The 23,986-nt window shown below is 68.6% G+C and carries 22 protein-coding genes, 1 tRNA gene and 1 pseudogene; 10 read left to right on the forward strand and 14 right to left on the reverse strand.

Going from position 1 to position 23,986, the window contains the following annotated elements:
* The first annotated feature begins 117 nt into the window (after positions 1-117).
* A complete protein-coding gene (locus tag ABGA98_RS05840) occupies positions 118-1,317 on the forward strand; it encodes a cytochrome P450 (protein ID WP_347617109.1) in 1,200 nt (399 codons plus the stop codon).
* A 100-nt stretch (positions 1,318-1,417) separates the two neighbouring features.
* Here ABGA98_RS05840 and ABGA98_RS05845 read toward each other — a convergent pair whose 3' ends face one another.
* The 3 genes from ABGA98_RS05845 to ABGA98_RS05855 all read right to left on the reverse strand — a co-directional run bounded on the left by ABGA98_RS05845 (position 1,418) and on the right by ABGA98_RS05855 (position 3,567).
* Entirely contained in the window at positions 1,418-1,897 is a 480-nt protein-coding gene (locus tag ABGA98_RS05845) for a hypothetical protein (protein ID WP_347617110.1), read from the reverse strand.
* 188 nt (positions 1,898-2,085) lie between these two features.
* Positions 2,086-2,406, reverse strand: a complete 321-nt coding sequence (locus ABGA98_RS05850; protein ID WP_347617111.1) for a GYD domain-containing protein — start codon at positions 2,404-2,406, stop codon at positions 2,086-2,088.
* A gap of 150 nt (positions 2,407-2,556) precedes the next feature.
* A complete protein-coding gene (locus ABGA98_RS05855; protein WP_347617112.1) occupies positions 2,557-3,567 on the reverse strand; it encodes a winged helix-turn-helix domain-containing protein in 1,011 nt (336 codons plus the stop codon).
* Positions 3,568-3,771: 204 nt separating this feature from the next.
* On the opposite strand from ABGA98_RS05855, the gene ABGA98_RS05860 reads away from it, so the two are divergent.
* On the forward strand, positions 3,772-3,945 hold the full coding sequence (locus ABGA98_RS05860; protein WP_347617113.1) for a hypothetical protein: 174 nt from the start codon (positions 3,772-3,774) through the stop codon (positions 3,943-3,945).
* 343 nt (positions 3,946-4,288) lie between these two features.
* Here ABGA98_RS05860 and ABGA98_RS05865 read toward each other — a convergent pair whose 3' ends face one another.
* A complete protein-coding gene (locus tag ABGA98_RS05865) occupies positions 4,289-4,693 on the reverse strand; it encodes a hypothetical protein (protein WP_347617114.1) in 405 nt (134 codons plus the stop codon).
* A gap of 111 nt (positions 4,694-4,804) precedes the next feature.
* Between ABGA98_RS05865 and ABGA98_RS05870 the strand changes: the two genes are divergently transcribed.
* From ABGA98_RS05870 to ABGA98_RS05880, 3 genes are all read left to right on the forward strand, one after another.
* The gene (locus tag ABGA98_RS05870; protein WP_347617115.1) at positions 4,805-5,728 is read left to right on the forward strand and encodes a slipin family protein; all 924 of its coding nucleotides are present in this window, start codon (positions 4,805-4,807) and stop codon (positions 5,726-5,728) included.
* A gap of 71 nt (positions 5,729-5,799) precedes the next feature.
* A complete protein-coding gene (locus ABGA98_RS05875) occupies positions 5,800-6,825 on the forward strand; it encodes a hypothetical protein (protein WP_347617116.1) in 1,026 nt (341 codons plus the stop codon).
* Positions 6,826-7,654: 829 nt separating this feature from the next.
* A complete protein-coding gene (locus tag ABGA98_RS05880) occupies positions 7,655-9,541 on the forward strand; it encodes an alginate lyase family protein (RefSeq protein ID WP_347617117.1) in 1,887 nt (628 codons plus the stop codon).
* Between the two features lie 196 nt (positions 9,542-9,737).
* On the opposite strand, the gene ABGA98_RS05885 is transcribed toward ABGA98_RS05880, so the two are convergent.
* The gene (locus ABGA98_RS05885; RefSeq protein ID WP_347617118.1) at positions 9,738-10,145 is read right to left on the reverse strand and encodes a transposase; all 408 of its coding nucleotides are present in this window, start codon (positions 10,143-10,145) and stop codon (positions 9,738-9,740) included.
* Between the two features lie 347 nt (positions 10,146-10,492).
* Here ABGA98_RS05885 and ABGA98_RS05890 point away from each other — a divergent pair, with 347 nt between their 5' ends.
* From ABGA98_RS05890 to ABGA98_RS05900, 3 genes are all read left to right on the forward strand, one after another.
* A complete protein-coding gene (locus tag ABGA98_RS05890; protein ID WP_347617119.1) occupies positions 10,493-10,933 on the forward strand; it encodes a hypothetical protein in 441 nt (146 codons plus the stop codon).
* Between the two features lie 765 nt (positions 10,934-11,698).
* Entirely contained in the window at positions 11,699-11,935 is a 237-nt protein-coding gene (locus ABGA98_RS05895; RefSeq protein WP_347617120.1) for a hypothetical protein, read from the forward strand.
* Positions 11,932-12,354 (forward strand): PIN domain-containing protein, encoded by a 423-nt coding sequence (locus ABGA98_RS05900; RefSeq protein WP_347617121.1) that lies wholly within the window; start codon positions 11,932-11,934, stop codon positions 12,352-12,354. The genes ABGA98_RS05895 and ABGA98_RS05900 overlap by 4 nt, the downstream gene beginning before the upstream one ends.
* A 148-nt stretch (positions 12,355-12,502) precedes the next feature.
* On the opposite strand, the gene ABGA98_RS05905 is transcribed toward ABGA98_RS05900, so the two are convergent.
* A tRNA-Tyr gene (locus ABGA98_RS05905) sits at positions 12,503-12,584 on the reverse strand.
* Between the two features lie 450 nt (positions 12,585-13,034).
* Here ABGA98_RS05905 and ABGA98_RS05910 point away from each other — a divergent pair.
* Entirely contained in the window at positions 13,035-13,535 is a 501-nt protein-coding gene (locus ABGA98_RS05910; protein ID WP_347617122.1) for a YajQ family cyclic di-GMP-binding protein, read from the forward strand.
* Between the two features lie 137 nt (positions 13,536-13,672).
* Positions 13,673-14,146: an NUDIX domain-containing protein gene (locus tag ABGA98_RS05915; RefSeq protein ID WP_347617123.1), complete on the forward strand. Its 474-nt coding sequence runs from the start codon at positions 13,673-13,675 to the stop codon at positions 14,144-14,146.
* Here ABGA98_RS05915 and ABGA98_RS05920 read toward each other — a convergent pair.
* The 8 genes and pseudogenes from ABGA98_RS05920 to ABGA98_RS05955 all read right to left on the reverse strand — a co-directional run bounded on the left by ABGA98_RS05920 (position 14,121) and on the right by ABGA98_RS05955 (position 23,969).
* Positions 14,121-15,611 (reverse strand): hypothetical protein, encoded by a 1,491-nt coding sequence (locus tag ABGA98_RS05920; protein ID WP_347617124.1) that lies wholly within the window; start codon positions 15,609-15,611, stop codon positions 14,121-14,123. The two genes, ABGA98_RS05915 and ABGA98_RS05920, sit on opposite strands and share 26 nt — an antisense overlap.
* A gap of 2 nt (positions 15,612-15,613) precedes the next feature.
* Positions 15,614-16,465: a zinc metalloprotease HtpX gene (gene htpX, locus ABGA98_RS05925; RefSeq protein ID WP_347617125.1), complete on the reverse strand. Its 852-nt coding sequence runs from the start codon at positions 16,463-16,465 to the stop codon at positions 15,614-15,616.
* A 117-nt stretch (positions 16,466-16,582) separates the two neighbouring features.
* Entirely contained in the window at positions 16,583-18,124 is a 1,542-nt protein-coding gene (locus tag ABGA98_RS05930) for an NADH-quinone oxidoreductase subunit N (RefSeq protein WP_347617126.1), read from the reverse strand.
* Positions 18,121-19,776 carry an NADH-quinone oxidoreductase subunit M gene (locus tag ABGA98_RS05935; protein WP_347617712.1) on the reverse strand — a complete coding sequence of 552 codons (1,656 nt, stop codon included), beginning with the start codon at positions 19,774-19,776 and terminating at the stop codon, positions 18,121-18,123. The genes ABGA98_RS05930 and ABGA98_RS05935 overlap by 4 nt, the downstream gene beginning before the upstream one ends.
* A complete protein-coding gene (locus ABGA98_RS05940; protein ID WP_347617127.1) occupies positions 19,776-21,701 on the reverse strand; it encodes an NADH-quinone oxidoreductase subunit L in 1,926 nt (641 codons plus the stop codon). Before ABGA98_RS05940 ends, ABGA98_RS05935 begins: the two co-directional genes overlap by 1 nt.
* 125 nt (positions 21,702-21,826) lie before the next feature.
* Positions 21,827-22,141, reverse strand: a pseudogene (nuoK, locus tag ABGA98_RS05945) (NADH-quinone oxidoreductase subunit NuoK); the annotation flags it as partial.
* Positions 22,141-22,821 carry an NADH-quinone oxidoreductase subunit J gene (locus ABGA98_RS05950; RefSeq protein ID WP_347617128.1) on the reverse strand — a complete coding sequence of 227 codons (681 nt, stop codon included), beginning with the start codon at positions 22,819-22,821 and terminating at the stop codon, positions 22,141-22,143. The gene ABGA98_RS05950 and the pseudogene nuoK, both read right to left, overlap by 1 nt.
* On the reverse strand, positions 22,818-23,969 hold the full coding sequence (locus ABGA98_RS05955; RefSeq protein ID WP_347617129.1) for a 4Fe-4S binding protein: 1,152 nt from the start codon (positions 23,967-23,969) through the stop codon (positions 22,818-22,820). Before ABGA98_RS05955 ends, ABGA98_RS05950 begins: the two co-directional genes overlap by 4 nt.
* Positions 23,970-23,986: the final 17 nt, after the last annotated feature.

A 23,986-nucleotide genomic window follows, 5' to 3' on the forward strand; every position in this document is an offset into this window, starting at 1 on the left:
GCCGGTCGGCCGCGGCCTGTCAGCGGCCGTGTCAGCACGGCGACAGCCCGGTATCAGAGCGGTCGGCGAGAGTGGGACACGTTCAGCACGCGCGGCCTGCCCCTGAGAGGAACGACCATGGAACACACCGTCTCCACCATGCCGACCGCCCGTCAGCCCGGCTGTCCCTTCGACCCGCCGGCAGCGCTGATCGAGGCCCGCGAGCACGGCCCGATCAGCCGCTTCCCCTTCCCCGACGGACACCAGGGCTGGCTGGTCACCGGTTATGACCTGGTCCGGTCGGTCCTGGCCGACTCGCGGTTCAGCTCGCGCAAGGAGCTCATGCGCCACCATCCGATCATCGACTACGGCGACATCGAGGTCCCTCCGGCGCCGCCCGGCGAGTTCCTCCTCATGGACGAGCCTCGGCACAGCCGCTACCGCAAACCGCTGGTGGGCAAGTTCACCGTGCGGCGGATGCGGCTGCTCACCGAGCGCGTCCAGCAGGTCACCGCCGAGCACCTGGACGCCATGGAGCAGGCCGGGCCGCCGGCCGACCTGGTGACCGCCTTCGCCAAACCCATCCCCGCCGTCATCATCTGTGAGCTGCTGGGCGTGCCGTACGAGGACCGGGGCTCCTTCCAGGAGCACATCGACAAGTTCCTCGGCGGGGAGGCCAGTGACGAGGACCTGATCGCGGCCTACACCGCGACCCAGCAGTACCTCGCGGAGCTGGTCGCCGCCAAACGCGCCGACCCCACCGACGACGTGCTCAGCGACCTGACCGACAGCGACCTGACCGATGAGGAGCTACGGGGGATCGCCCTGATCCTGCTGTCGGCCGGGTTCGACACCACCGCGAACATGCTGTCGCTGGGCACTTTCGCACTGCTGCGCAACCCGGCGCAGCTGGCCGCGCTGCGCGCCGACCCCGCGCTCGCCGACCGGGCCGTGGAGGAACTGCTGCGGTATCTGAGCGTCGCCAAGATGTTCATGCGCACGGCACTGGAGGACGTCGAGCTGGGCGGCCACACCATCAAGGCCGGTACGGCGGTCATCCTGCAGTACAACGTCGCCAACCGCGACCCCGAACGCTTCGCCGACCCCCACACTCTCGACCTCCGCCGGCAGGACGGCGGGCACCTGGCCTTCGGCCACGGCATCCACCAGTGCCTGGGCCAGCAGCTGGCCCGGGTGGAGATGCGGGTCGCCTTCACGGCGCTGCTCACGCGCTTCCCCACCCTGCGCCTGGCCGTACCGGCCGAAGAGGTCGCCCTGCGCCCGGAGACCGCCGACATCTACGGGGTCAAGAGCCTCCCGGTCACCTGGGACGCGTAGCCGCCGGCACACCACACCGCGGCCCCGCGACCGTACGGCGCTCGCGACCGCCGCGGCCGCCCTCACGCGGGGGCCGCGGCGCGATGAGCTCGAACGGGTCTCAGTCGCAGTACTTCCACTGGGTGGAGGTGGTGCCGTAGATCCCTCCGCCGTAGATCGCCTTGATGGATCCCGTCCACCTGATGCACGTGCCGGCGGCTTTGCCGCTGGCCGCCGCGTAGTGGGCGTAGTTTCCCTCGTCCTTGATGGTCTTCATGCCCTGACGCTCCAGGACGGCCTCCGTGTAGCTGGCGACGCCGTCCGCCCGGCCGACCCTCAGGGTGACCACACAGTTCTCCTGATAGGTGCCGTTCCACAACACGTAGACCTCACCCAAGGGCATGTTGTTACCGTTGTCCCAGAGATCCTCCCTGGTGAGTTCCGTGTAGGCGCCGTTCGGCCAGCCGCACCCCTGCTCGCTGACGACGGCCTGGCTCAGGGTGTGGGCCGAGGCGGGCGAGGCCACGAACATGATCGAGGCGAGCCCAAGGCCACAAGCCACACCGGTACGCGCGAGTATGCGCCGGTACGTCCGAGACATGAAAAGTCCTCCCAAGTACGGCTACATCTACTCCGGCAGGAGCCGCCCTCCGGAGGTCGCCGCATGGGCATGGGCCGATTCCCCCGCCGGCTTGGCTTCAGCATGCCGCAGCACGTACACGCTGTCCTTAGCGGCGCCTGCACAGTTCCTTGGCGCCGGATCCACTCCGGACCGCAGGCCCCGACCCGTCACGCGCCAGGAGGCTGGTACGCCACGTCCATCCGCGTGGCATCGTCGACCTCCTCTGGCGCCAGCAGGACGACCGTCTTCGTGCGTACCGCCCCGGTCGCCGATATGGTGAGCCCCACAGCGGCCGAAGCCGCGTTGCTCGGCAGGTCGAGGATCACATACGTGTCCGTATCCCCGAACGCGAAATACATCTGCTCGACCCGGCCGCCGACGCTTTCCGCCATGCGCTCCACCGCCTGCCGACGTCCGGTGCCGCCATCTCGCAACACGCCTTTGAGGCCCTCTGCGGTATAGGTCGCCTGGATCAGGTATTTGGGCATGGTCGACTCCCTCTCCTCGTGCCGCCACCCTGCGTTGAGGCGGCCGTTGCCGTCACGGGGTCGAAGTTCTCGGCTTAGGGTGACGGTAATCCCACCCGCTGTACTGGTTTTCTCCTGTCGCAGCCGTACGCCGCACAGCGCACCTCGGCGTCAGCTTTCCGCCTGCCCCCCGGGCAGGCCACCGGCGAGGACGTGCCGGCCGAGTGGGGTCAGGCTGTGAACCACGTGCCTGCCGTTCCTGGTCGAGGCCACCAGGCCGCAGTTGCGCAGGATCGTCGTGTGCTCGCTCGCCGAGGAAAGAGACATTCCGGTACGGGCAGCCAACTGCGACGTGCCCGCCGGGGAGGTGAGCGCCCGCAACAGAGCGGTTCGCGGTTTGCCGATGAGCGCGGCGAGGTGCCGGTCGATGCCGTCGCCGCAGGTGTCCGGCTGCATCCAGTGCTGCGGCGGATCCAGGGGATAGACGAGGATCGGGTCGAGTTCGACGTTGGCCAGGGTCACCGGCGCGCTTCGGCAGAAGAACGAGGGGATCAGTGTCAGGCCGCGGCCGGCGAGGTCGACGGTGAGGTCGGCGGGGTAGGGGGCCGACAGGACGGGGGGATTCCAGCGGATGCCTGCGCCCAGGTTCCCCAGCAGGGCGTGTACGCCACCACCGGCCAGGCGTTGGGTGACGGTGCGGCGATGGGCCTCGGCCTGGTGAAGGATCTGGTCGCGGAACGGCGCCAGCGCGTGCTCGTGATACGTACGGAGGGCGGATGCCAGCCGGCGCAGGTGTCGTGGCCGGCCGGCGGCGACCCCGGCCAGCCAGGATGACCGCCGGCCCGTGCCGGTCGCCCTGGCCATCTCCGCACGCAGGCGTGCCCGCCGTACGTGTAACACGGCGTCGATGCCCTCGTCGAGGCTGACGCTTACCAGCACCGGAGTCATGAAGTCGGGAAAATACCGTTTCGGAGGCACGATCTCATACAACTCGGCTGCCGCAGGAGCGACTTTGTCGCGCGCTATCGACCGGATCCAAGCAGCCCAGTTCCGGTAGGGATCCTGACAAGAATGACGCGCACCCAACTGGTGCAGACTCAGCACGATCTCCCACATCGGATCGAGGTGTTCGGCGATCCGCACGCGTGCCACATCTTCCGGCGTGAACACAAGCCGCAGCATTGTTCTGCACCCCGCCTCGTGCACCGTTTCCTGCGGGACGGTCGCCCAGCCTAGCTGACACATAGGGCCCATATCGCATTTCGGCTGGAGCCGAAACGACTGGACCCCGTGGCGGACGGGCTCCGATTCTAAGAGGTCGGTGCTCACGGTGCCGAGTTGTGCGTACGAACGTCGAGGGGGCGTGAAGACCATGGGCAAGTGGTGATGAAGGTCGTCGTGGTGGGGGTGATCTTGCTGATCATCGCTTCCGTCATCGTGCCCCGGGTCCGCGGGCGCCGGGTGAAGACCATGACCGATCTGGCCGCGAGCCAGGGCTGGTCGTTCACGCCGGAGAACAATGAGCTGGTCCCGCTCGTACAGCTGACAGGAGATTTCTGACGACCGCCGACGACGGGGGCCACGTACAGGCCGGGCTCACCCCTCAGACGCGCCGCCTGCTCCTCGAATCCGACTTCGACGGCTGGCGCCTCGACCCGGAGTTCGGGATGCTCCTGCTGTGGACGCACTCCAGGCGCCGCGAAGGCGACCCTGGCCCAGATCCGCCGCGCCTCACCCTGACCAGGGTCCTGCGCGTAGAGCAGATTGTGCTGCCACGCAGCCAGCCACGAGTTGATGTTGTCGGCACCGAACTCGGAACTTTCCATACCGCTGCTGCCTCCGGTCGTGCACAGCGCCCGCGTCAGGGGCACACCTGCCCATCGTGAGCGAGCAGCTCACGACTTCAGCTGACCTCCGGCCCCGTCCGGGTAAGGCCCAGGCCGATGCCGACGCCGCACAGCAGCGTGTCGACCACGCGGGTGGCGGCGGCGTCGGGCTCGCACTCGCGGATCCGCGCCGCCACCCCGATCAGCGAGTAGAAGACCCATTTGACCCAGGCGAGATCGGCGTCCGCGCGCAGCACGCCGCCCTCCTGGGCCCTTTTGAGCAGATGATCGCAGCGCCGCTCCACGTCGGCATACACGCGGGCCGGCTCGCCGCCGCCCGGCCCGATCAGGTCGAGCGCGAACGGCCACTGCCGCTTGACCCGCAGCACGTTCACCGTGACCTGGTAGAGCGCGACCAGCGGCGGGGTGGTCTCGGGATGGGCGGCGTCCACGTCCGCCCGGGACCGGCCCTTAGGCCGCATCGCAGCGCGGGGATGCCGGCGCGGTCGTACGGCGGTTGACCAGGTCTTGACGCCTTCCTTGCCGACGCAGGCGGATGCCCGGATCTAACCTTGAGTTGGAAGGGGCATACCATGATCACCAATATCGTGATCGCGCTGATAGTCATGCTCACGGTCTGGCTGGTGGCCAGCGTCCGAGTCGTCAATCAGGTCGAGCGAGGCGTGGTCTTCCGCTTCGGCAAGGCCCAGCGGGAGGTCCGCCCGCCAGGACTCACCTTCCTCATCCCGGTCGTGGATCGCATGAAGAAGGTGAACATCCAGATCGTCACGATGCCGGTGCCCACGCAGGAAGGCATCACCCGTGACAATGTCTCCGTCCAGGTCGACGCCGTCGCGTACTTCCGGGTCGAGGAGCCGATGCGGGCAGCCATCGCGGTGCAGAACTACCTTTTCGCGATCGAGCAGGTAGCGCAGACCTCACTGCGCTCGATCATCGGCAAGAGCGATCTGGACGACCTGCTCACCAACCGCGAGGAGCTGAACAAGGGTTTGGCGCTGATGATCGACAGCCCCGCGCTCGGCTGGGGCATCCACATCGACCGCGTGGAGATCAAGGATGTCCATCTGCCCGATGGCATGAAGCGATCCATCGCCCGCCAGGCCGAGGCTGAACGGGAGCGCAGGGCCCGTGTGATCACCGCGGACGGAGAGTTCCAGGCCGCGCAGAGGCTCGCCGACGCTTCGGCCATCATGAACCAGGCCCCCGGCGCGCTCCAGCTGCGCCTGCTGCAGACCATGGTGGAAGTCGCGGCCGAGAAGACCTCCACCCTGGTCATGCCAGTGCCCGTGGAACTACTGCGCTTCTTCGAACGCTCCGTGAATAACGCTCCGGCCGCGAAGGCCGCCGAACAGCCCGCCGGCTCCGCGGAAGGGGGGCCTGAAAGCCAGCCGGCCGTGACGAGCTCCACCACGCGCGAACTGGCGCCGTCAGGGCGTTCCTTCGAACGATCCGCCGCGGAGGAGGCCACGGAAAACGGTGCCTCGCGCACTCCATAGACCCATCAGCTGGAAGGGCTTTCTTGACAGAGTGTGGGGCAGTGTTCCCCTAAGGAAGGAAACGCCCCGGGATGGATGCGAACGACAAGCCGCGGACCCTGTACCCGCTGAAGGATCTGGAGCTTCCCGCGCTGCTTCCCTTGGATCCGGTCGAGCCGGTGCCGGCGGAGGTCGAGCCAGCGTTGGAGGCGTACCGGAGCGGAGACCTCCGCGACGCGATGAACGCATTACGGGAGATCGCCGGGAAGGGTCGCACAGCCGTGGCCGGGCACGCGGCGGCGGCGCTGGCGGGGATCGAACTCGACGCGGGTGTGCCCTGCTGGGATGCGCTGGAGCAGGTGGCAAAAGGCGAGGACCCGTGGCTGGGGCCGCTGGCTGGGGTGCTGATCGCGGAGCTGGAGCCGAAAGAGGACGGGCGCTCGTTGCTACGCGGGGTCACCGCGCAGCTCACCGGGGACGCGGAGGCAGCACTGGCGCTCTATGCGGAGGCGGACGAGGAACTCGCCACCGTCCTGTCCGGCAATTTGCTGATCGTCAGCGGCGATCTGGTGGCGGCGGAGGAGCCGCTGACGCGGGCGCTGAGGTCGGGCAACAACATGATCGCCGGGTATGCCGGGCACCTGCTGGGCCACATCCTTATCGCGCGAAACGAACTGGAGGAGGCCGGGAACGTACTGAGCGACGCGTTCTGGCGGTCCCACCCGCGCGGAACGGGTCCCGAAGGGCTGGTGCCCTGGGTCGGCGTCCGGATCGGTGAACTACTGGCTGGGACGTCCGTGCTCGATGTGGTCGACAACCTGATGGAGGCCAGCCGCATGAGTGAGCTGTACTTCACGCGGGACTTCTTCGAGAACGCGGCGTTCTTCACCAAGTACAGCGAGCCGTCGCTCACCAAGATCGGGTTGCACCTGTTCCCGGGCGACTTCGACATCGTTCAGGGTGCGCTGGAACGGCTACGCGTGTGGAGCGACGAGCGATACGACAGGGGCCGGGCGCTTGCCGCTCTGCTGGGCAGACGGCTACTCGAAGAGGAGAACTCCTGGTCCGACAGCTACCGGCCCTTGCGAGAGTTCGTGGCAGACGTCGGCGGCGTCTGAGGCTGAGACCGTTCGAGGAGAGTGCCGGCGCCAGCGTGGGTGATCGGGAGGGCGTTACGTCAGCCCGCGGCGCGCACACCGATCATGAGGATCGCGGTCCCGGCCGCGGCTCCACCGCAGCATTCACCGCCGACGCCTGAGTCGGAACGGTCTCCCCGATCTTGGAACGTAGTCCGTGCGGCCGCCGGCGATGCCGGCTTGTGGTTACGTTGGCGCTCGGGGCGATTGACGATCTTTGCCGCGACGGTTCTCAACTGGTGGTGCTTCCGTTTTTCACGCTGACGCGGAAGTACCTGGGGTTCATCGACAGCCTATGCCGCGGCGGCGGCCGCAGCCGCTTACAGCGCGGCGAACTCCACGCGCTGTGCGAAGCGAGGACATACCGCCGACATACCGGGCCGAACTACCATCGCTCCGCCAAGGACTGCCGCTTCCGCTGCTGGTCAGATACCGCCGCCACAGGGAGAAAGTGATCACAAGCATGCGTGGGATCGCGCGCCGCGTCGCGTCCTGGGCGATCGGTGGTCTGCGATGACCCGAAGGGGGCTGCCCCAGGACATCGAGCTGTTCTGGTGGCAAGCCGTGATGCGGATCCGGGTGGTGCACCTGCTCCGTGCGTGGTGCCGGCGCGCCGCACGCCAGCACCGGGATGCCATGCAAGGCGCTCATGAGCTTGGCCCAGGAGTCAGGGGCCGCGAACGTCGGCCACCCGCAGGAAGTCCCCGCCCTGCGCGCCTTCGTCACCTCCAAGGCCGTCTGACTCCGACCACCCATAAGCCCCAGCTACGCCATTCTCCGTCCAGCAGGCCCCCCTTTGGGAAGGACTCCCGTGCGTCTCGCTCGTCCTGTTGCTGCCACCATGCTCGTGGCCGCCGCTTTGTCTGTTCCGCAGCCCGCACAGGCTGCCGGGTTCAAGCACCCCGGTGTCCTGGTCAGCCGTGCCCAGCTCGACTTCGTCAAGGCCAACCTCGACAAGGAGCCTTGGAAGTCAGCCTGGGCCGCCCTGCAGAGCAGCTCCTTCGCCTCGCTGTCCTACACGGCCAAGCCCCGCGCCGACGTGAACTGCGGCGCGAAGTCCATTCCCGACAACGGCTGCTCGGACGAGCGTAAGGACGCGATGGCGGCCTACACGCACGCCCTGCGGTGGTACCTCAGCAGAGACACCCGCTACGCCAAGAAGGCTATCCAGATCATGGACGCCTGGTCAGCCGTGATCACCAAGCACACCGGGAGCAACGCGCCGCTGCAGACCGGCTGGGCGGGCGCCAACTTCTCCCGGGCGGCCGAGCTCATCAAGCACACCTACGGCGGCGGCTGGAGCCAGGCCGGCCGGTTCGCGAGCAAGCTCCGCACCGTGTACCTCCCGACCCTGATCGCCGGACGGCCCAACAACAACGGCAACTGGGAATTGATCATGACCGATGCCGCCATCGGCATCGCTGTACATCTTGATGACCGGACCTCCTTCAACAAGGCGGTCGCAACCTGGCGCGGCAGGCTGCCCGCCTACATCTACCTCACCACCGACGGGTCGATTCCCAAGGCTCCGCCGCGCAGCAAGTACAACACCAAGGCCGAGATCATCGAATACTGGCACGACCAGACCAAGTTCGTGGACGGCCTGACCCAGGAGACCTGCCGCGACTTCTGGCACACCGGCTGGGGCCTCGCAGCCATCTCCCATGTCGCGGAGACGGCCCACCACCAGGGCGTGGACCTGTATTCGACGGCCAAACACCGGCTGCGCCGCGCGATGGACCTGCACGCCAAGATACAACTCGGCGGCTCAGTCCCAAGTTGGCTGTGCGGCGGCAAGGTCAAGGCCGACCTCGGCAACCACTACGAGGTCGGCTACAACGCGCTGCACAACCGCCTCGGCTACAACGACTTCCCCTACGCCGCCAAGTGGGTCGAGCAGAAGCGTCCCATGGGGACGTCGCACTTCCTGGGCTGGGAAACCCTCACCCACGCGCAGAACCCCGCCTCCTCCTCCAGGGAAACCGCCTCGGTTTACGGGGCGCTGCCAGACGGGAAGTTGACCTACACCGCCATCGATGCTGCTACCGGAGGGCGCACACATGGCGCTGTGGTGTCCACAGCCACTCTGGGATTCACCCCCAAGGCGATGGCGACGCTGGACTTCAATACCATCCTGGTCACCGAGGACGGGCCGGGGGGCCGGCTCTACCGGGTCGATATCAAGAGCAACAGTGACAGCCTCACCTTCGATCGGCCGGTCTATCTCGGCAGCGGTTACACCCACGACCTCCTCGCCTACGACGGCAACGGCCACCTGTTCGGCATCGCCGGCGGAACTTTGCGCCGCTACACCATCAACGCGGCCAAGCCCACGATCAGCGATATCAGCGGCAACACCAAGATCGGCGAGGGTTTCACCCTCAAGACCCTGACCGCCACCGGCCCTGGCTGGATTCTCGGCACAACGACCGACGGCAGGCTGATCTCTTACCGGATCAACGGCCCCGGCTCCTGGCAGAGGTACCAGCTTCGCGACACCACCTGGCAGGTCTTCGACCATCTCCTGTCGCCCGGCGGGGGCGTGTACTACGGCCACCGGAGCGAAGGCTCCCTCTTCCGCTACGACGACCGGAACCCCTACGACGGCCAGGGCGACGACCTCAGCAGCCAGGGCGCCGTCGACGCCAGCGGCTGGACCCAAACCCTCCTGTCCGCCCAACCCGCCACCGTCAGCTGACCGAACAACCGGCAGCCGCCGGAGAGCCCCGGGTGTCGTCCGAGGTCCTCCGGCGTGGCTCTCGATGCCTGACTCCACAGTGGCGGCATTGACGACAACGAGTTGTACCCGATCGGGGCACGCCGGACCGGTCTGAGTGTCCGGCTGACGGGCGGTTGTTCCGCAGTGAGCGAGGTGGCGTGGTAGCCTCGACGGCTTACACCGAAGTCAGGCAGGAAGCCCGTACCCTCGCGCTCACGCCCGCCCAGGTCGCCTCACCGCTCGCCCGACGCCCGTACGACCTCCGACACGCAGCCGTCTCGCGCTGGCCCGGCACACGCTGATTACGTTCGACCTTGGGCCGGGTCGCGCGGTAGCGGGCCAGCCAGCCCGGATCGCTGCTGCGCTCCCGGCCTCGGGCCAGCTGCTCCTCATGCGGGCTGATCTTGACCTCACGGCCGTCCCTGGCCGTGGTGCACCGCTCACGCAGTGGACAGCCGGCGCAGGCCGCGCCGAACCGGGCCACTGCGCTGCCGTCGCCTTGCGGCCGGGTCGCCACCGTGACCTGGCCGGGGCAGGTGACCTGCCCGGCCCTCACATCGACGGTGAAGGCGTCCTTGGACAACCGGCCACCCGGTGCACAGAGAGCATTCACGGTGCAGCACCGCGTAGATCGAGTTCGGCGCCAGCCGACCCTCGACGAAACTCACCGTGGAGGACAGCAACCCCGGCTGCATCGGAGTCTGGCCCACCGCTATCGCTCAGCCCCATCCCCACGCCCGGCGACCAACACCGATCACCCTGGCACAACAGGCGAGACCGACGCGAGATAGATCAAAAGCGCCACTCACCTAGGCGTCTCGATATACCGGCTCCATACCGGCAGTCACTACGGTCGGACCCGGATTGCGTGGGTGCCCAGTCGGGCCTGCGCAAGGATCAGATCGTGCGAGACAGGGAGTGATCGACAATATGAAGGTCAGGTCTATGGCGGCGGCCGCGGCGGGGGCCGTGGTGGTTCTCACGGGATTCGCAATCAATGCTCCGGCGGCGTCCGCGGCGCCCACGGTGTCGGATTGCAAGGCGAAGGGCTATTCCTTCGCGAAGGCGATCACCGGCGCGGAGATGAAGGGCGTGATCAAGCGCAGGTGCACGGTGAAGTCCGGCGGGAAGACCTACTACGACCAGGACTACATCAGCTTCAGCACCAAGGACACGAAGTGTGACAACTATGGGCCTAAGGGCTACGTTGAGCCGGGCGGACAGAGCAAGAACGACAAGGGATGCAGGGGCGGGTGGCAGACCAGCTGGGTGACGAGCGGCTACCAAACGAGGAAGCACTTCAGGTACATGCTGCGCACGATGAACAGCAAGGGCACTGCGAAGAGTTCCGGCTGGATCTCGCTTAACTGACCTTGCTCGCGTGAGTCTCGCGGCGCCGATGGTCTTCTCTCGAAGGTGTAGAAGCCGGGCCTAGAACGTCTATCAGCGGAACGCCAGCGGCTCGTTCAAGGGCGCGCGGCGACCGTACGACCTTCGGCATGCGGCCGTCTCGCTCTGGCTCAACAGCGGCGTACCGGCCCCAGAGGTGGCGGGCCGTGCCGGTCATGAGGTGAACGTCCTGCTCAGGGTTTATGCCAAGTGCATCGACGGTCAGGAGGAGATCGTCAACCAGCGGATCGCGGACGTACTGACCGCATGAGATCACGAGCGCCACTCCTCGAAGGGCTCCGGGCTTCCCCCGGGGCCTTTCGGCGTTACAGCGGCGTGTCATCCCGCGCATGCTCCGGATCATGGGCGTCTACCTGGAGAAACACCGCAGAATCCATCCCGCGTATATCCCGTGACCACCGACGAACGACCGCTCAGAGCCGCATCTGGCTGCACCCCTGAAATGCAGAAGAGGCCCCGTAGGGCCTCTGAGCTGCACTTTCTGCTAGTGGCAGGTGCAAGGTTCGAACTTGCGTAGGCTGAGCCGACGGTTTTACAGCGCGTGACCTTTCCCAGCTGTTCCGCACCACTGGCCTGGGAATCAGCTCTCCCGTTCGCCTGCGACCACGAAGATCATTACACGCATATTGCACGGTAGGGAACCGACTGCATCCGGCTCGTGAAGCTCCGAATCGATGGTCGCCGCCAACCTCCTGCCGTCCGCGATCGCGTCGTAAACTCGACAGCATGACGGCACCGCAGGAAGAATACGAAGATCTTCACCGGCTGGTCGACCAGCTACGGCCAGATCAGGTGCATGAAGAGCGTGCGCGACTCCTCCAGCTGGTCCACTCCCGCGCCGAGGAACCGGAACTCAGCCGCGACGGCCTGCCGACTCTCTTCGGTGCCTTCCAAGCGGGTCGTAGCGACGCCTCAGAACGGGTGGAAGAAATCCTTGAGGAGGGCTACGGTCACGAAGCGTGATCGTAGTCGACACCGGCCCGATCGTGGCCGCGACCTTCCGAGACGACAAGAACCACGAGCGCTGCGTACAAGAGTTCATGCGGCTCCGCAACGCCGGCCATCCGCTGCTCGTCCCCAGCTTCGTTGCCGGTGAGAGCTGCTACATGATCGGCAAGCTTGGTGGCGCAAAGGCGGAGGCTGCGTTCCTCCGGCTACTTGAATCCGGCTGGTTCCGGCTCGTCGACCTCGCTGAGTCCGATCTTTCAAGAATCGCGGTCCTCGTCGAGCGGTATCACGACCTTCCCTTGGGCGCCGCCGATGCCTCAGTTGTAGCCGTGGCGGAGCGGATGCGGGTTACCGAAGTGATGACGATCGATGTCCGCGACTTCTCCGTCGTCCGTCCGGCTCATGTCCCGGCCCTCACCCTGCTCCCCAGATAGATCGCTTTACCCCGAGGTCCTGATCAGCCAGCAGCACCGCAGCAATCGGTGGACCAGCGACAACGGGGCGCTCTTGGCAGCATCCGGCTGCATACCCCTGAAACGCAGAAGAGGCCCCGGAGGGCCTCTGAGCTGCTCTAACTGCGTGTGGCAGGTGCAAGGTTCGAACTTGCGTAGGCTGAGCCGACGGTTTTACAGACCGCTCCCTTTGGCCACTCGGGCAACCTGCCGTGTCTTCCGCTCTCGCGGCGACAGACAGAAGGATAGCGGACTTCCGAGGTGTACGTGACACCGGTTTGTCCCGGGCCGGGTCCTGGTTGCGTGCCACACCGGCGCTGGCCGGTCCTTCGGCGCGTGCAACATCCTCCGTACGCGGTCGTGTCGTGTCGGGATGCTCCGGGAAGGCCGTCGCGGCGCTCCGCGAAGGGCCTCGGGATGTTTTTCGGCAGGGCTGCGGGGACGTTCCCAAGAGGGTGGGGAAAGTGTCGCTGCGAGTGCATGAACCTTCGTGGTCACGGCGGCGTGGACCTCCGTGGCGACGTGCCACGTGAACCTGCGTGGGGAGCTACGGGTTGGGGGCCTGCATGGCGGGCCGATGCTGGCTAGGCTCGTGCGCTGGGTCCGCGCCTTGGCGTACGCCGTGCCGGCGGGATCTGCAGAGTGCTTTCGCAGCTGAGAGGATGGGTGTTTTGGCTGATTCGTCGTTCGACATCGTCAGCAAGATCGACCGGCAGGAGGTCGACAACGCTCTGAACCAGACGGTCAAGGAGCTCGGGCACCGCTTCGACTTCAAGGGCACCGGGGCGGCCATCAGCTGGTCCGGGCAGGAGAACATCGAGGTCAAGGCGAACAGCGAGGAGCGGGCCAACGCCGCACTCGACGTGTTCAAGGACAAGGTGGTCAAGCGGGGCCTGTCGCTGAAGATTCTCGATGCGGGCGAGCCCAAGCTGTCGGGCAAGGAATATCGCCTGATGGTCGCCCTGAAGGAGGGCATCGACCAGGAGAACGCCAAGAAGATTTCGAAGATGATCCGCGATGAGGGGCCGAAGGGGGTCAAGGCGCAGATTCAGGGTGAGGAGCTGCGGGTCAGTTCGAAGAAGAAGGATGACCTTCAGGACGTCATCGCGCTGCTCAAGGGCAAGGACCTGGACATCGCCCTGCAGTTCGTGAACTACCGCTAGTTCGCGGGCGTGGAAGCGCGACGGCTCGGGAGGTGGCTGAGGGGCATCCGGGGCACATGGCCGGGCGCGGCGTTCTCGTACGAGGGCGACGTGGCCCCGCCTGTGCCTCGGGTCCGGCCCGCCTATGCTCGGTTGTCGTGACGAAGATCCCCCTGCGCCGCTTCACGGCACGTGCCCTGCCCCTTGATGACCAGGATCGTGTTCTGCTGCTTCACGGTTTCGATCCTGCTCGCCCTGATCAGCCGTTCTGGTTCACGATCGGCGGGGCCGCCGAGGGGGGCGAGACGTTGCAGGAGGCGGCGGCGCGGGAGTTGTTCGAGGAGGTCGGGATCCGGGCGGATGCGAGTCAGTTCACCGGTCCGTACGGATCCAGCGTGATCGAGTTCGAGTGGTCCGACTACGCCATCACGCAGGATCAGACGTTCTTCGCGATCAGGGTCGGATCCGACGCGGCGGTGTCGTTCGAGCACATGGAGCAGATCGAGAAGGACACGACGACCGCCTACCGGTGGTGGAGCGTGGCGGAGCTCGAGGGCACCCGCGAGGTGTTCTTCCCCGGGAATCTCGCGGAGATCCTGCGGAAGATCACTGCGGGCGGAGGACTCGCGTAGCGCCCGCGATCAGCGCCGTCGCCAGGATCCAGCCGCAGACGATCAGCCCGTACGCGAGCCACTGCGTCCAGCCCGCCGGGTCGAACATCTCCCGTTGCCCGAACGCCGGGAGCGGGAGTAACAGGTCGAAGCTGTAGGCGAACGAGTTGAAATCGGGGCTCTCGGCGGGTTTGAGGGCCCTGGGCGGGTTGAGTGCGAAGACGGCCGTTCCGACGGCCAGCAGGAGCGTGAACCACATGCCGGCCAGCCATGGCCGGTAGCCGTACCCGACGGCGGCGTCGAGCAGCCGCCCCCACGTCCGGCCGCCCAGCCCCTGCGTCTGCCGCCTGGCGCGCAGCTTGGCGAGTTGGGCGCGGCGGGCGAGCGCGTCGTTGCCGTCGCTGAGGTACCAGGCGGCCAGTTGTTCATACGGCTGCGGCCGGAACCCCTCCGGGTCGCGCGTCACCCACTCGATGCGCCGGGCCACGCCGGAACCGCGCAGACGGTCGTACGTGAGGCCGTTGAGGCGGAGCTTGTCCGGCCAGGTGTCGGGGCTGTCGTGCAGGGTGCCGACCGTGGTGTGGGCGAGGGTGACGACGCCGTCGATGGGCTCCGACGGTGTGAGTGACAGCTCGCGCACCTCCATGTGGCTCGCGTGGAGTGCGTAGCGGGTGTCGGGGCTGCTGAGGACGCCGCCGAACGCGAGCGTGCCGTTGACGCGGGCGCCGCGTAACCGGACGCAGCCGGATGCCTGGAATCCGCCGGTGCAGCGCATGCTGTCTTCGACGACCATGTTGTCGGCGGTCAGGGCGTCCTTGCCGGGGTTGCGGAGATTGGCGCCGTCGAGGAAGAACCCCCCGTTCAGGCGGGAACCGACCAGGCTGACGCCGCCGGTGAGGTCGGCGTTGCGCATGTACATGCCGGAGTCGACGACGATGGAGTTCGCGTAGAGCGCCCACTCGCCGTCGTCGGACACCACCTTGGTGCCGCCCAGCCACAGGCCGCTCTCGAACTGGGCCCGGCTCACGCGGACGGTGCCGGTGATGTGGGAGCCCGAGAGGCTGAGGTGTCCTGCGACCCGCATGCCGCCGCCGCTGAGGCCCGGGAAGTGGCAGTCGGTCAGGCGGATGGTGCGGGTGGCGGAGCCGGTGAGCTGGATGGGTTCGTCCAGATGGCAGCCGCTCAGGATGAGTTCGTACGGGATCGTGCCGCCGACGATCGACAGCCGGCCGGTGATCCTGGCGCCGCGCAGGCGCAGGGCCGGCGCGGCGCCCCCGCCGTCGTCACGGGCGCCGAGCAGCAGCCGGGTGATCACCTCGGCCCTGATCGTACGGTCGGGGCCCCAGGTGTGGCCGTCGGCGGGCGCGTTCGCCCCCGCCGGGCGGCCGGCACTGATCTCCAATGGGCTCAGCTCGACGAGCCGGCCCGTGGGGAAGGCGTCCCAGAGCTTGCGCTCCGCCTTGGTCAATCGTGGAAATCGGCCCATCGTCAACGACGATATCCGGCCATGCGCTCAAGTCGGGCAACTCGCTCGGAGGTGGGCGGGTGGGTGGAGAACAGGCGGCCGAAGCCTGAGCCGCTGAACGGGTTGGCGATCATCATGTGGGAGGCCGAGGTGAGGCGGCTGTTCTCGGGAAGTGGGAGTCGGCGGGCGCCGAGCTCGATCTTGCGGAGCGCCGAGGCCAGCGCGAGCGGGTCGCCTGTGAGCCGGGCGCCCGACTCGTCGGCCTGGAACTCCCTCGCGCGCGAGATCGCCATCTGCACCATTCCGGCCGCGACCGGCCCGAGCACCATCATCAGCAGAGCGCCGAGGAAACCCGGCCCCTCGTCGTCATCCGACCCGCCGAAGAACACGGCCACATAGCTGAGCCAGGTGATCATCGTGGCCAGCGCCCCGGCCACCGAGGAGACGAGAATGTCGCGGTTGTACACGTGTGACAGCTCGTGCCCGATCACACCGCGCAGCTCCGCCTCATCGAGCAGCTGGGTCAGTCCGTACGTCACGCACACCGCGGCCTTGCGCGGGCTCCGACCCGTCGCGAACGCGTTGGGCTGCACGGTCGGCGAGATGTACAGGCGCGGCATCGGCTGCCTGGCCTGCGTCGACAGCTCGCGCACGATCCGGTAGAGCGTGGGGTGCTCGACCTCGCCGACCGGCCGGGCACGCATGGCCGACAGGGCGATGCGGTCGGAGAAGAAGTAGGCGACGCCGTTGGTCGCCAGGGCGAGCACCAGCGCCATCCGCACACCGGTGCCGCCGCCCAACCACGCGCCCACCGCCACAATGAACGCCGACAATCCGCCGAGCAGAACGGCGGTGCGCAGACCGTTGTGGTGCAAGGCTCCCCCTTTCGTGCCTGGGTTCACCTCAGTCCAACGATGAAGACCCGGTTCTTCGTTCCCCGGCGTGCTCAGCTGAAGGCAGAGCGCGACCTTTCACCCGCGTGTCATCGCGCGTCAACCGAACGCGGACAGAGCGGTGACGTCGAGAACCAGCTGCGGCGCGACCGAGAACAGCACGGCGACCGCCACGGCGATCCCGATGGCCGGCAGGGTCGCCGGGAACGTGCGCCGCGACGCGGGCTCCGGCTCTGGGACCGGCTCTGGGGCCGGGGCGAACAGGCGGGCCGTCCAGACGGCGTAGTAGTAGAGGCCGATCACGGTGTTGACCGCCATGACCAGCGCCAGCCAGCCGGAGCCGCCCTCGACGAGCTCGCGGAAGACGAACACCTTCGCGAAGAGCCCGGCCAGCCCCGGCGGGAGCCCCGCCAGGCAGATCAGGCAGAACGCCAGCGCGAGCCCGGCGGCGGGACGGCGGAACACCAGCCCGCGGTAGTCGTCGAGCTCGTTGCGGGGGGTGGTCTTCGAGACGAGCATGACGACCGCGAACGCGCCCAGATTCATCGCGGCATAGATCACGAGGTAGGCCATGGACGCGCCGATCGCGGTGACGCCGTCGGCGGTGACCGTCACGGCGAGCGGGGCCAGGATGTAGCCGGACTGCGCCACCGACGACCAGGCCAGCAGGCGCACGGCCGAGCGCTGGCGCAGGGCGAGCAGGTTGCCCGCGGTCATGGTCAGCGCGGCGAGGACCGCGACGATCGGGACCCACGTGGCGGCCTGCCCGGACAGCGCGGCCACCAGGACGAGGATCAGGCCCGCGAACCCGGCGGCCTTGGAGATGACCGAGAGCAGCGCGGCCACGGGCACGGGCGCGCCCTGGTAGACGTCCGCCGCCCACGAGTGGAACGGCACGGCGGCGATCTTGAACGCGAATCCCGCCATGACGAGGACGACGCCGACCGTGCCGACCGCGGGCAGCTCGCCCTGCACGAGCGCCACGCCGGGCGCCTGGGCCTGGCCGCCGAAGACGGCCTCCAGGCGGGACAGGAAGACCGTGCCCGCGATGCCGTACAGCAGGGAGACCCCGAACAGCATGACGGCGGTCGACACCACCGACACGACGAACAGCTTCACCGCGGCCTCGGAGGAGCGGCCGTCGTAGCGTTTGAGCGCGGTGAGGGCGAAGACCGGGAGCGACACCAGCTCCAGCGCCACCACGAGCATGATCAGATCGCGGGAGGCCGGCAGGGTGACCGCGCCGGCGAACGTGCACAGGAGCAGGAAGTACCACTCGCCCACCGGGATGCCGCCGCCGGCCAGCTCGGTCATCGACAGCAGCACGACGACCACGGCCGCGACCAGCACCATGCCCGCGAACACCAGCGTGAACCGGTCGGCCACGAACGAACACTGCGCCGTCGCCGGGTCCGCGAGGCTCGGCGGGACGCAGAACGTCGACCGCGGCGTGCCGCCCCCGGCCGCCTGGGCGACCACGAAGCCCAGGGAGACCAGCACGCCCGTCAGGGTGACGAGCCCCAGCACGCCCCGCGTGCGCGGGCGGGCCGGGAGGAACGCGTCGAGCAGCAGCACCAGGCCGGCCGCCAGCGCGAGGACCAGCGGGGGTGCGATGACGAAATAGTCGATCTGCTGGATCACGAGGCGCCTCCCAGCAGGATCTGCACGGCCGGGGTGGTGAGCGACAGCAGGAGGCCCGGCCAGAGCCCGAAGAGCAGGATCAGCACCACGAGCGGCGTCCAGGCCAGCAGCTCGTGGGTGCGGACGTCGTCCGGCTGATCCCTGATCGCGGCCGGTCGGCCGCCGGCGTCGAGCGGCGCCACCGGGCGCTCGTCGGGGGTGTCATGGGCGTCGCCATCCGGTGCGTCAGGAGTGCCCGCCCCCGGTGACGGACCGCCCGCCCCCTGGAGGACCCGCTCCGCCGGGCGGGCGGGGCGGCCGTGGGTGACGCGGGACAACATGACCAGGAAGTACGCCGCCGTCAGCACCGCGCCCAGGCCGCCGATCACCATATAGGTGAGGAACAGCGGGCGCGGCAGGACGTTCGCCGGCTGGAAGGCGCCGAGCAGCGCCAGCATCTCCCCCCAGAACCCGGCCAGGCCCGGCAGCCCGAGCGAGGCGATCGACGCGAACGTGAGCACCGAACCCAGCCGGGGCACCGCGGCCAGCAGGCCGCCGCCCAGCGACGGCATGTCGGCGGTGTGGTAGCGGTCTTTGACCGCCCCGGCCAGGAAGAACAGCAGGCCGGTGATCAGGCCGTGGGCGACGTTGGCGAAGAGGGCGCCGTTGATGCCCACGGGGGTCAGCGTGGCGAAGCCCAGCAGGACGAAGCCCATGTGGCCGACCGAGCTGTAGGCGATCATGCGTTTGAGGTCGCGCTGCGCCAGGCAGGCGAGGGCGCCGTAGACGATGCCGACGACGGCGAACGCTCCGAGCCACGGCGCCACGGCCACGGCCCCCTCGGGAAGGATGGGGACGGCGATCCTCGCGAAGCCGTACGTGCCCATCTTGAGCAGCACCCCGGCGAGCAGCACGGAACCCACGGTGGGAGCCTCGGTGTGGGCGTCGGGCAGCCAGGTGTGCAGCGGCCACATGGGTGTCTTGACCGCCAGGCCCACCCCGATCGCCACGAACGCCAGGATCTGTACGGACCTCGCCATGCCGGCGCCGTGGGCCGCGGCCAGCGCCTCGATGTCGAGCGTGCCGGTCTGCGCCCACACGAGCAGCAGGCCGAGCAGCATCACGACCGAGCCGAGCAGGGTGTACAGGATGAACTTGACCGACGCCGCTCCGCGCCCCTCGCCGCCCCAGATGCCGATCAGGAAGTACATCGGGATGAGCACGACTTCGAAGAACACGAAGAAGAGCAGCAGGTCGAGGGCGAGGAACGTGCCGATCATGCCGACTTCGAGCACGAGCAGCGTGAACACGAGCGCTCTCGGCCGCGCACTCATGAGCTGCTCGCCGGCCCGCGCGCGGCCCCAGCAGAGGTAGACGAAGCACAGGAACGTCAGCAGAGCCGTCAGCGCGACCAGCGGCAGCGAGATCCCGTCGACGCCGAGGTGGAAGCGGAGCCCCAGCCCGGCGATCCACGGCTGGTCGATCTCGAACTGCGGGCGCGCCGCCTGGCCGTAGTCGAACGCCGCCACCAGCAGCACGGCCAGCGCCAGCGTGACGCCGGACAGGACCAGCCCGTACGCGCGAAGACGGGGACGGAGCGCACGCGGCGCGAGGAGCAGCAGGAGCGCGCCGAGCAGCGGCACGGCCAGCAGCGCGACGGGAAGCCAGCCCATCATGTGAACACCACCGCCCCGACCGCGATCAGCAGGACACCGGCCAGCAGCCCGCTCACGTAGAGCTGCACGTTGCCGTTCTGGGCGAATCTCAGCGCTCCTGACAGGCCACGCGCCGACCTGCCCGACCCGCGCACCGCGCCGTCCACGATCCGGTCGTCGGTGCTGACCACGAGCCTGGCCAGCGCCATGACCGGGCGTACGAGGAGCGCGGCGTAGAGGCCGTCCACGTAGAACGCCTGCTCGCACGGCACCCGGAACGGCCCCAGCAGGCGGGCCGGGTCGGCGCCGGGGTCGATGCGCCAGAACGCGTAGACCACCCCCGCCCCGAGCAGGGCGAGCACGACGCTGGTCGCCGCCACGCCCAGGGCGAGGTGCGGCTCGACGGCGAAGCCCAGCAGCAGGGCGGGAAGGGCGAGCAGGGCGACGGGCACGAGCATCGAGCGCGGGGCCTCCCTGCCGTCCACGACGTGGGCGGTGCCGGGCTCGGGCTCGGGGAGCGCCGCGGGTGTCGCCTCGCCGAAGAACGTACGGAGCCAGGCCCTGGTGGCGTACGCGCCGGTGACGGCCACGGTCGCGAGTGCGCACGCGTACAGGAGCAGTGCGGCCGCGTCGGTGAGCACCCCGGTCGTGAGCGCGCCGTCCATCGCCACGAGAAGGCTGTCCTTGCTGAAGAAGCCGCTGGCCGGCGGGAGGCCCATCAGCGCGGCGAACCCGATCGTCGTCGCCACGAACGTGACCGGCAACTCCCGGCGCAGACCGCCCATACGCGACATCAGGTTGGAGCCGACGTGGTGGATGACCACGCCAGCGCAGAGGAACAGCAGCGCCTTGAACGCTCCGTGCGTCACCAGGTGGAAGACGGCCGACGTGTCGGAGCCCGCGGCGAGCCCGCCGGCCATGTAGGCGAGCTGGCTGACCGTGGAGTAGGCGAGCACACGTTTCAGGTCGTCCTGCGCCAGCGCGGCCAGCGCGGCGCCCAGCATGCCCAGCGCGGCGATGACGGCCAGCACGTCGAGCGTGGGCCGGGCGGCCAGGAACGCGGGGAAGAGCCGGGCCACGATGAAGATCCCGGCTGCGACCATGGTCGCGGCGTGGATGAGGGCGCTGATCGGCGTCGGACCGGCCATCGCGTCGGGCAGCCAGGTGTGCAACGGCACCTGGGCGCTCTTGCCCGCCACCCCGGCCAGCAGCAACATCGTGGCCGTCACCAGGGTGGCCGGCGACATCTCCGGCACCTTCGCCAGCACGTCGGCGACGCGGAAGCTGCCCGCGGCCAGGCCCAGCACGAAGATGCCGAAGAGGAAGCCGACGTCGCCCAGGCGGGTGACGAGGAACGCCTTGACCGCCGCGCGCGAATTGCCGCGGTCTTCCCACCAGTGGCCGATGAGCAGGTAGGAGCAGAGGCCCATGATCTCCCAGCCCACGTAGAGGACCAGGAGGTCGCCCGCGTAGACGACCAGCAACATCGCGCTGGTGAAGAGGCTGATGAACGCGCTGTAGGAGGGGTAGCGCGGGTCGTCTTTGAGGTAGCCGACCGAGTAGATCTGTACGGCCAGGGCGACGAGGGTCACCAGGACGCCGAGGATGCCCGACAGGTTGTCGGCCTGCAGGGTGAGCGAGATCGGCACGCCGCCGGTGACGATCGTGCCGTAGGTCTGGCCGGTGGGCGGCGATGGGGTGGCGCCTTCGCCGTCGAGGAAGGCGAACCCGGGGCCCCAGGCCAGCCCGATGGCCAGGACGGCGGAGGCGGCCGTGGGCAGGACGGCGATCCAGGCCGCCCTGGTGTTCGCCCGCGCGCCCGCCGCTCCTGCCCTGAGGGCTTCGGTTGCCGGTCCTCGGTTGTGGGGCAGGCGGGAGAGCAGCAGGCCCGCGAAGGCGGCGAGGAACGGCAGCAGGACCGCCAGCAGGGGGAACGTCGTCATCGCCTGCCCCCTCGCGGGTCGGTGGACGTGCGTGGCGCAGTCCGTAGTGCGTCGCCGGTGGGCATGCCCGGCGCGGCCTGCGGGCCGTCGGTGGGCGTGGCCGGCACGGTCTGCGGGCGCTCGGGGTCGTCGGCGGGCTCGGCGAGGTCGCGGAGGTGGTCGATGTCGACGGTGCGGCGGTTGCGGTAGAGCGCCAGGATGATGGCCAGGCCCAGGCCCACCTCCGCGGCGGCGATGACGATGACGAAGAGGGTGAGCACCTGACCGCTGTGCAGGCGGTCGCCCAGCCACACGTCGAACGCGACGAGGTTGAGGTTGACGGCGTTGAGCATCAGCTCGACCGACATCAGCACCAGGATCGTGTTGCGCCGGGCGAGCACGCCGTAGACGCCCACGGAGAACAGGAGCGCGGAGACGACCGCCGGGTAGACGATGTGCACTAATGACCCCCGGTCTGCTCGGGTGGCGTGCTGCCCGTGGTCTGGCCGGACGGCGAAGTGTTCTCAGACCCGGCCGGGGGGCTGCTCGGAGGCGGGGAGTTTCCTGGCCGGCCGGAGGGCTGAGCGCTCGCGGGCTCGGCGGGTGGGCCGCCGGGGATGTCGGTGCGGGACAACACGATCGCGCCGATCAACGCGGCGAGCAGCAGCACGGACAGCGCCTCGAAAGGCAGCACCCAGGTGGCGAACACGCTGGCGCCCAGCTCTTTGGCGGCTCCCTTGCCGGGGTGCAGCGGGGCGTAGGCGGTGCGGAAGCCGTCGATCACCACGGTGACCAGGAGGGCCGCCGTCGCCACCGCCACCACGGCGGCGACCACCCGGTTGCCGCTGTCGAGATCCGCGGAGGGGCCGATGGGAGCGCGGGTGAGCATGATGCCGAACAACATCAGCACGACCACCGCGCCGACATAGATGAGGACCTGGACCCATGCCACGAACTCCGCCGTCAGCACGAGATAGCCACCGGCCAGCGCGCCGAAGCAGACCACCAGCCAGAGGGCGGCGTGAACGAGTTGCCTGGTCGTGACGACGAGCAGCGCCGATCCGACTGCCACCGCGCCCAGCAGCAAGAAGACGATCTCTTGCCCGGTGGGTGACAGGTAGGAGGGCACCGCCTCGGTCACGACTCCTCCTCGGACTCCCCTGTGTCGTCAGGACCGAGCCGCCCTGGCGGACGGATGGACCGTGGGTCGGCCATCCTCCGCTTGCGGGGGCTCGCGGGTGAAGTCTGCTCCGGCGAGCCGGGCTCGGGTTGCGGCTGACTCGAAGCTGTGGACAACGTGTCCGGCGACGGCCGGCCTGTGGATGAAGCCGGTCCCCGAGGGTGAGCTTCCGACTCCTCGGAGCGGTCTGTTGAGCGTCCGGTGTCCTCCGCCGATTCCGGCTCGGAGTCCTCAGGGCCGGTCGGGGGAGCCGCCGGTCCGCCGGTGTCCGCCGGGTCACGGCCTTCGGCCGGCGCGTCGCTCCGAGCGCCGGACGGAAGGGCTCCAGGGGGGCGGATGGCCCGTACGTCGGCCACTGACCGGCGGGGACGCTCGCGCCCCCCGGCGGGCGCGGGATCCGCTGTGCCTTCGGGATCGGGTGCGGTCGCGGGGTCCGCTGCGCCCTCAGGAACCGTTGTGCCCGCCGGGGTGCCGGCTCTGGAGCCGGGCGTAGCGGTCGTACGCCCGGCCTGGTCGCTTGGCGCGGTGCCGGACGCGGGTTTCGGTGCGGTGGGCTGCCTGCCGGACGGTGTGGTGCGGGAGGCGCGGTCGGCGGCCGGGCGGCGCGGAGCGGCCGTGCGTTCCTTCGGTGGCTCGGCGCCGGGGTCGTGGGCGGGAGGCGGCGGTACGGTCTGGGTCCAGGCGGCCAGCTTGTCCTTCTCGTGGAGGAGGTTGCGGATGTCGCCCTCGGCGTACTCGAACTCCGGCGACCAGAAGAGGGCGTCGAACGGGCACACCTCGATGCAGATGCCGCAGTACATGCACAGGGAGAAGTCGATGGCGAAGCGGTCGAGGACGTTGCGCTGGCGGGCGCGGCCGCCCTCGGGTGCCGGGATCGTCTCCTTGTGCGAGTCGATGTAGATGCACCAATCTGGGCATTCTCGGGCACAGAGCATGCAAGAGGTGCAGTTTTCCTCAACCAGGGCGATAACGCCCCGGCTCCGCGGCGGTAGAGCAGGCTTGACCTCGGGATACTGCTGCGTGACCGATTTACGCAGCATGTGGCGAAGGGTGATGGACAGCCCTTTTGCCAGTCCGACTCCCGGTATCCGCCCCATGTTCAACATCATGACGCACTTGGCCTCGC

It is taken from the genome of Nonomuraea sp. B1E8, from assembly GCF_039871515.1.
In the GTDB taxonomy this organism is placed as follows: Bacteria; Actinomycetota; Actinomycetes; order Streptosporangiales; family Streptosporangiaceae; genus Nonomuraea.

Bases quoted from the DNA above. Each gene is read 5' to 3' on its own strand.
- ABGA98_RS05890 (WP_347617119.1), top strand. From the start codon at position 10,493: ATGAAGGTCAGGTCTATGGCGGCGGCCGCGGCGGGGGCCGTGGTGGTT.
- ABGA98_RS05910 (WP_347617122.1), top strand. From the start codon at position 13,035: ATGGGTGTTTTGGCTGATTCGTCGTTCGACATCGTCAGCAAGATCGAC.
- ABGA98_RS05935 (WP_347617712.1), bottom strand. From the start codon at position 19,776: ATGGGCTGGCTTCCCGTCGCGCTGCTGGCCGTGCCGCTGCTCGGCGCG.
- ABGA98_RS05865 (WP_347617114.1), bottom strand. From the start codon at position 4,693: ATGCGGCCTAAGGGCCGGTCCCGGGCGGACGTGGACGCCGCCCATCCC.
- ABGA98_RS05845 (WP_347617110.1), bottom strand. From the start codon at position 1,897: ATGTCTCGGACGTACCGGCGCATACTCGCGCGTACCGGTGTGGCTTGT.
- ABGA98_RS05840 (WP_347617109.1), top strand. From the start codon at position 118: ATGGAACACACCGTCTCCACCATGCCGACCGCCCGTCAGCCCGGCTGT.
- ABGA98_RS05870 (WP_347617115.1), top strand. From the start codon at position 4,805: ATGATCACCAATATCGTGATCGCGCTGATAGTCATGCTCACGGTCTGG.
- ABGA98_RS05875 (WP_347617116.1), top strand. From the start codon at position 5,800: ATGGATGCGAACGACAAGCCGCGGACCCTGTACCCGCTGAAGGATCTG.
- ABGA98_RS05860 (WP_347617113.1), top strand. From the start codon at position 3,772: ATGAAGGTCGTCGTGGTGGGGGTGATCTTGCTGATCATCGCTTCCGTC.
- ABGA98_RS05855 (WP_347617112.1), bottom strand. From the start codon at position 3,567: ATGCTGCGGCTTGTGTTCACGCCGGAAGATGTGGCACGCGTGCGGATC.
- ABGA98_RS05920 (WP_347617124.1), bottom strand. From the start codon at position 15,611: ATGGGCCGATTTCCACGATTGACCAAGGCGGAGCGCAAGCTCTGGGAC.
- ABGA98_RS05955 (WP_347617129.1), bottom strand. From the start codon at position 23,969: ATGATGTTGAACATGGGGCGGATACCGGGAGTCGGACTGGCAAAAGGG.
- ABGA98_RS05940 (WP_347617127.1), bottom strand. From the start codon at position 21,701: ATGACGACGTTCCCCCTGCTGGCGGTCCTGCTGCCGTTCCTCGCCGCC.
- ABGA98_RS05850 (WP_347617111.1), bottom strand. From the start codon at position 2,406: ATGCCCAAATACCTGATCCAGGCGACCTATACCGCAGAGGGCCTCAAA.
- ABGA98_RS05895 (WP_347617120.1), top strand. From the start codon at position 11,699: ATGACGGCACCGCAGGAAGAATACGAAGATCTTCACCGGCTGGTCGAC.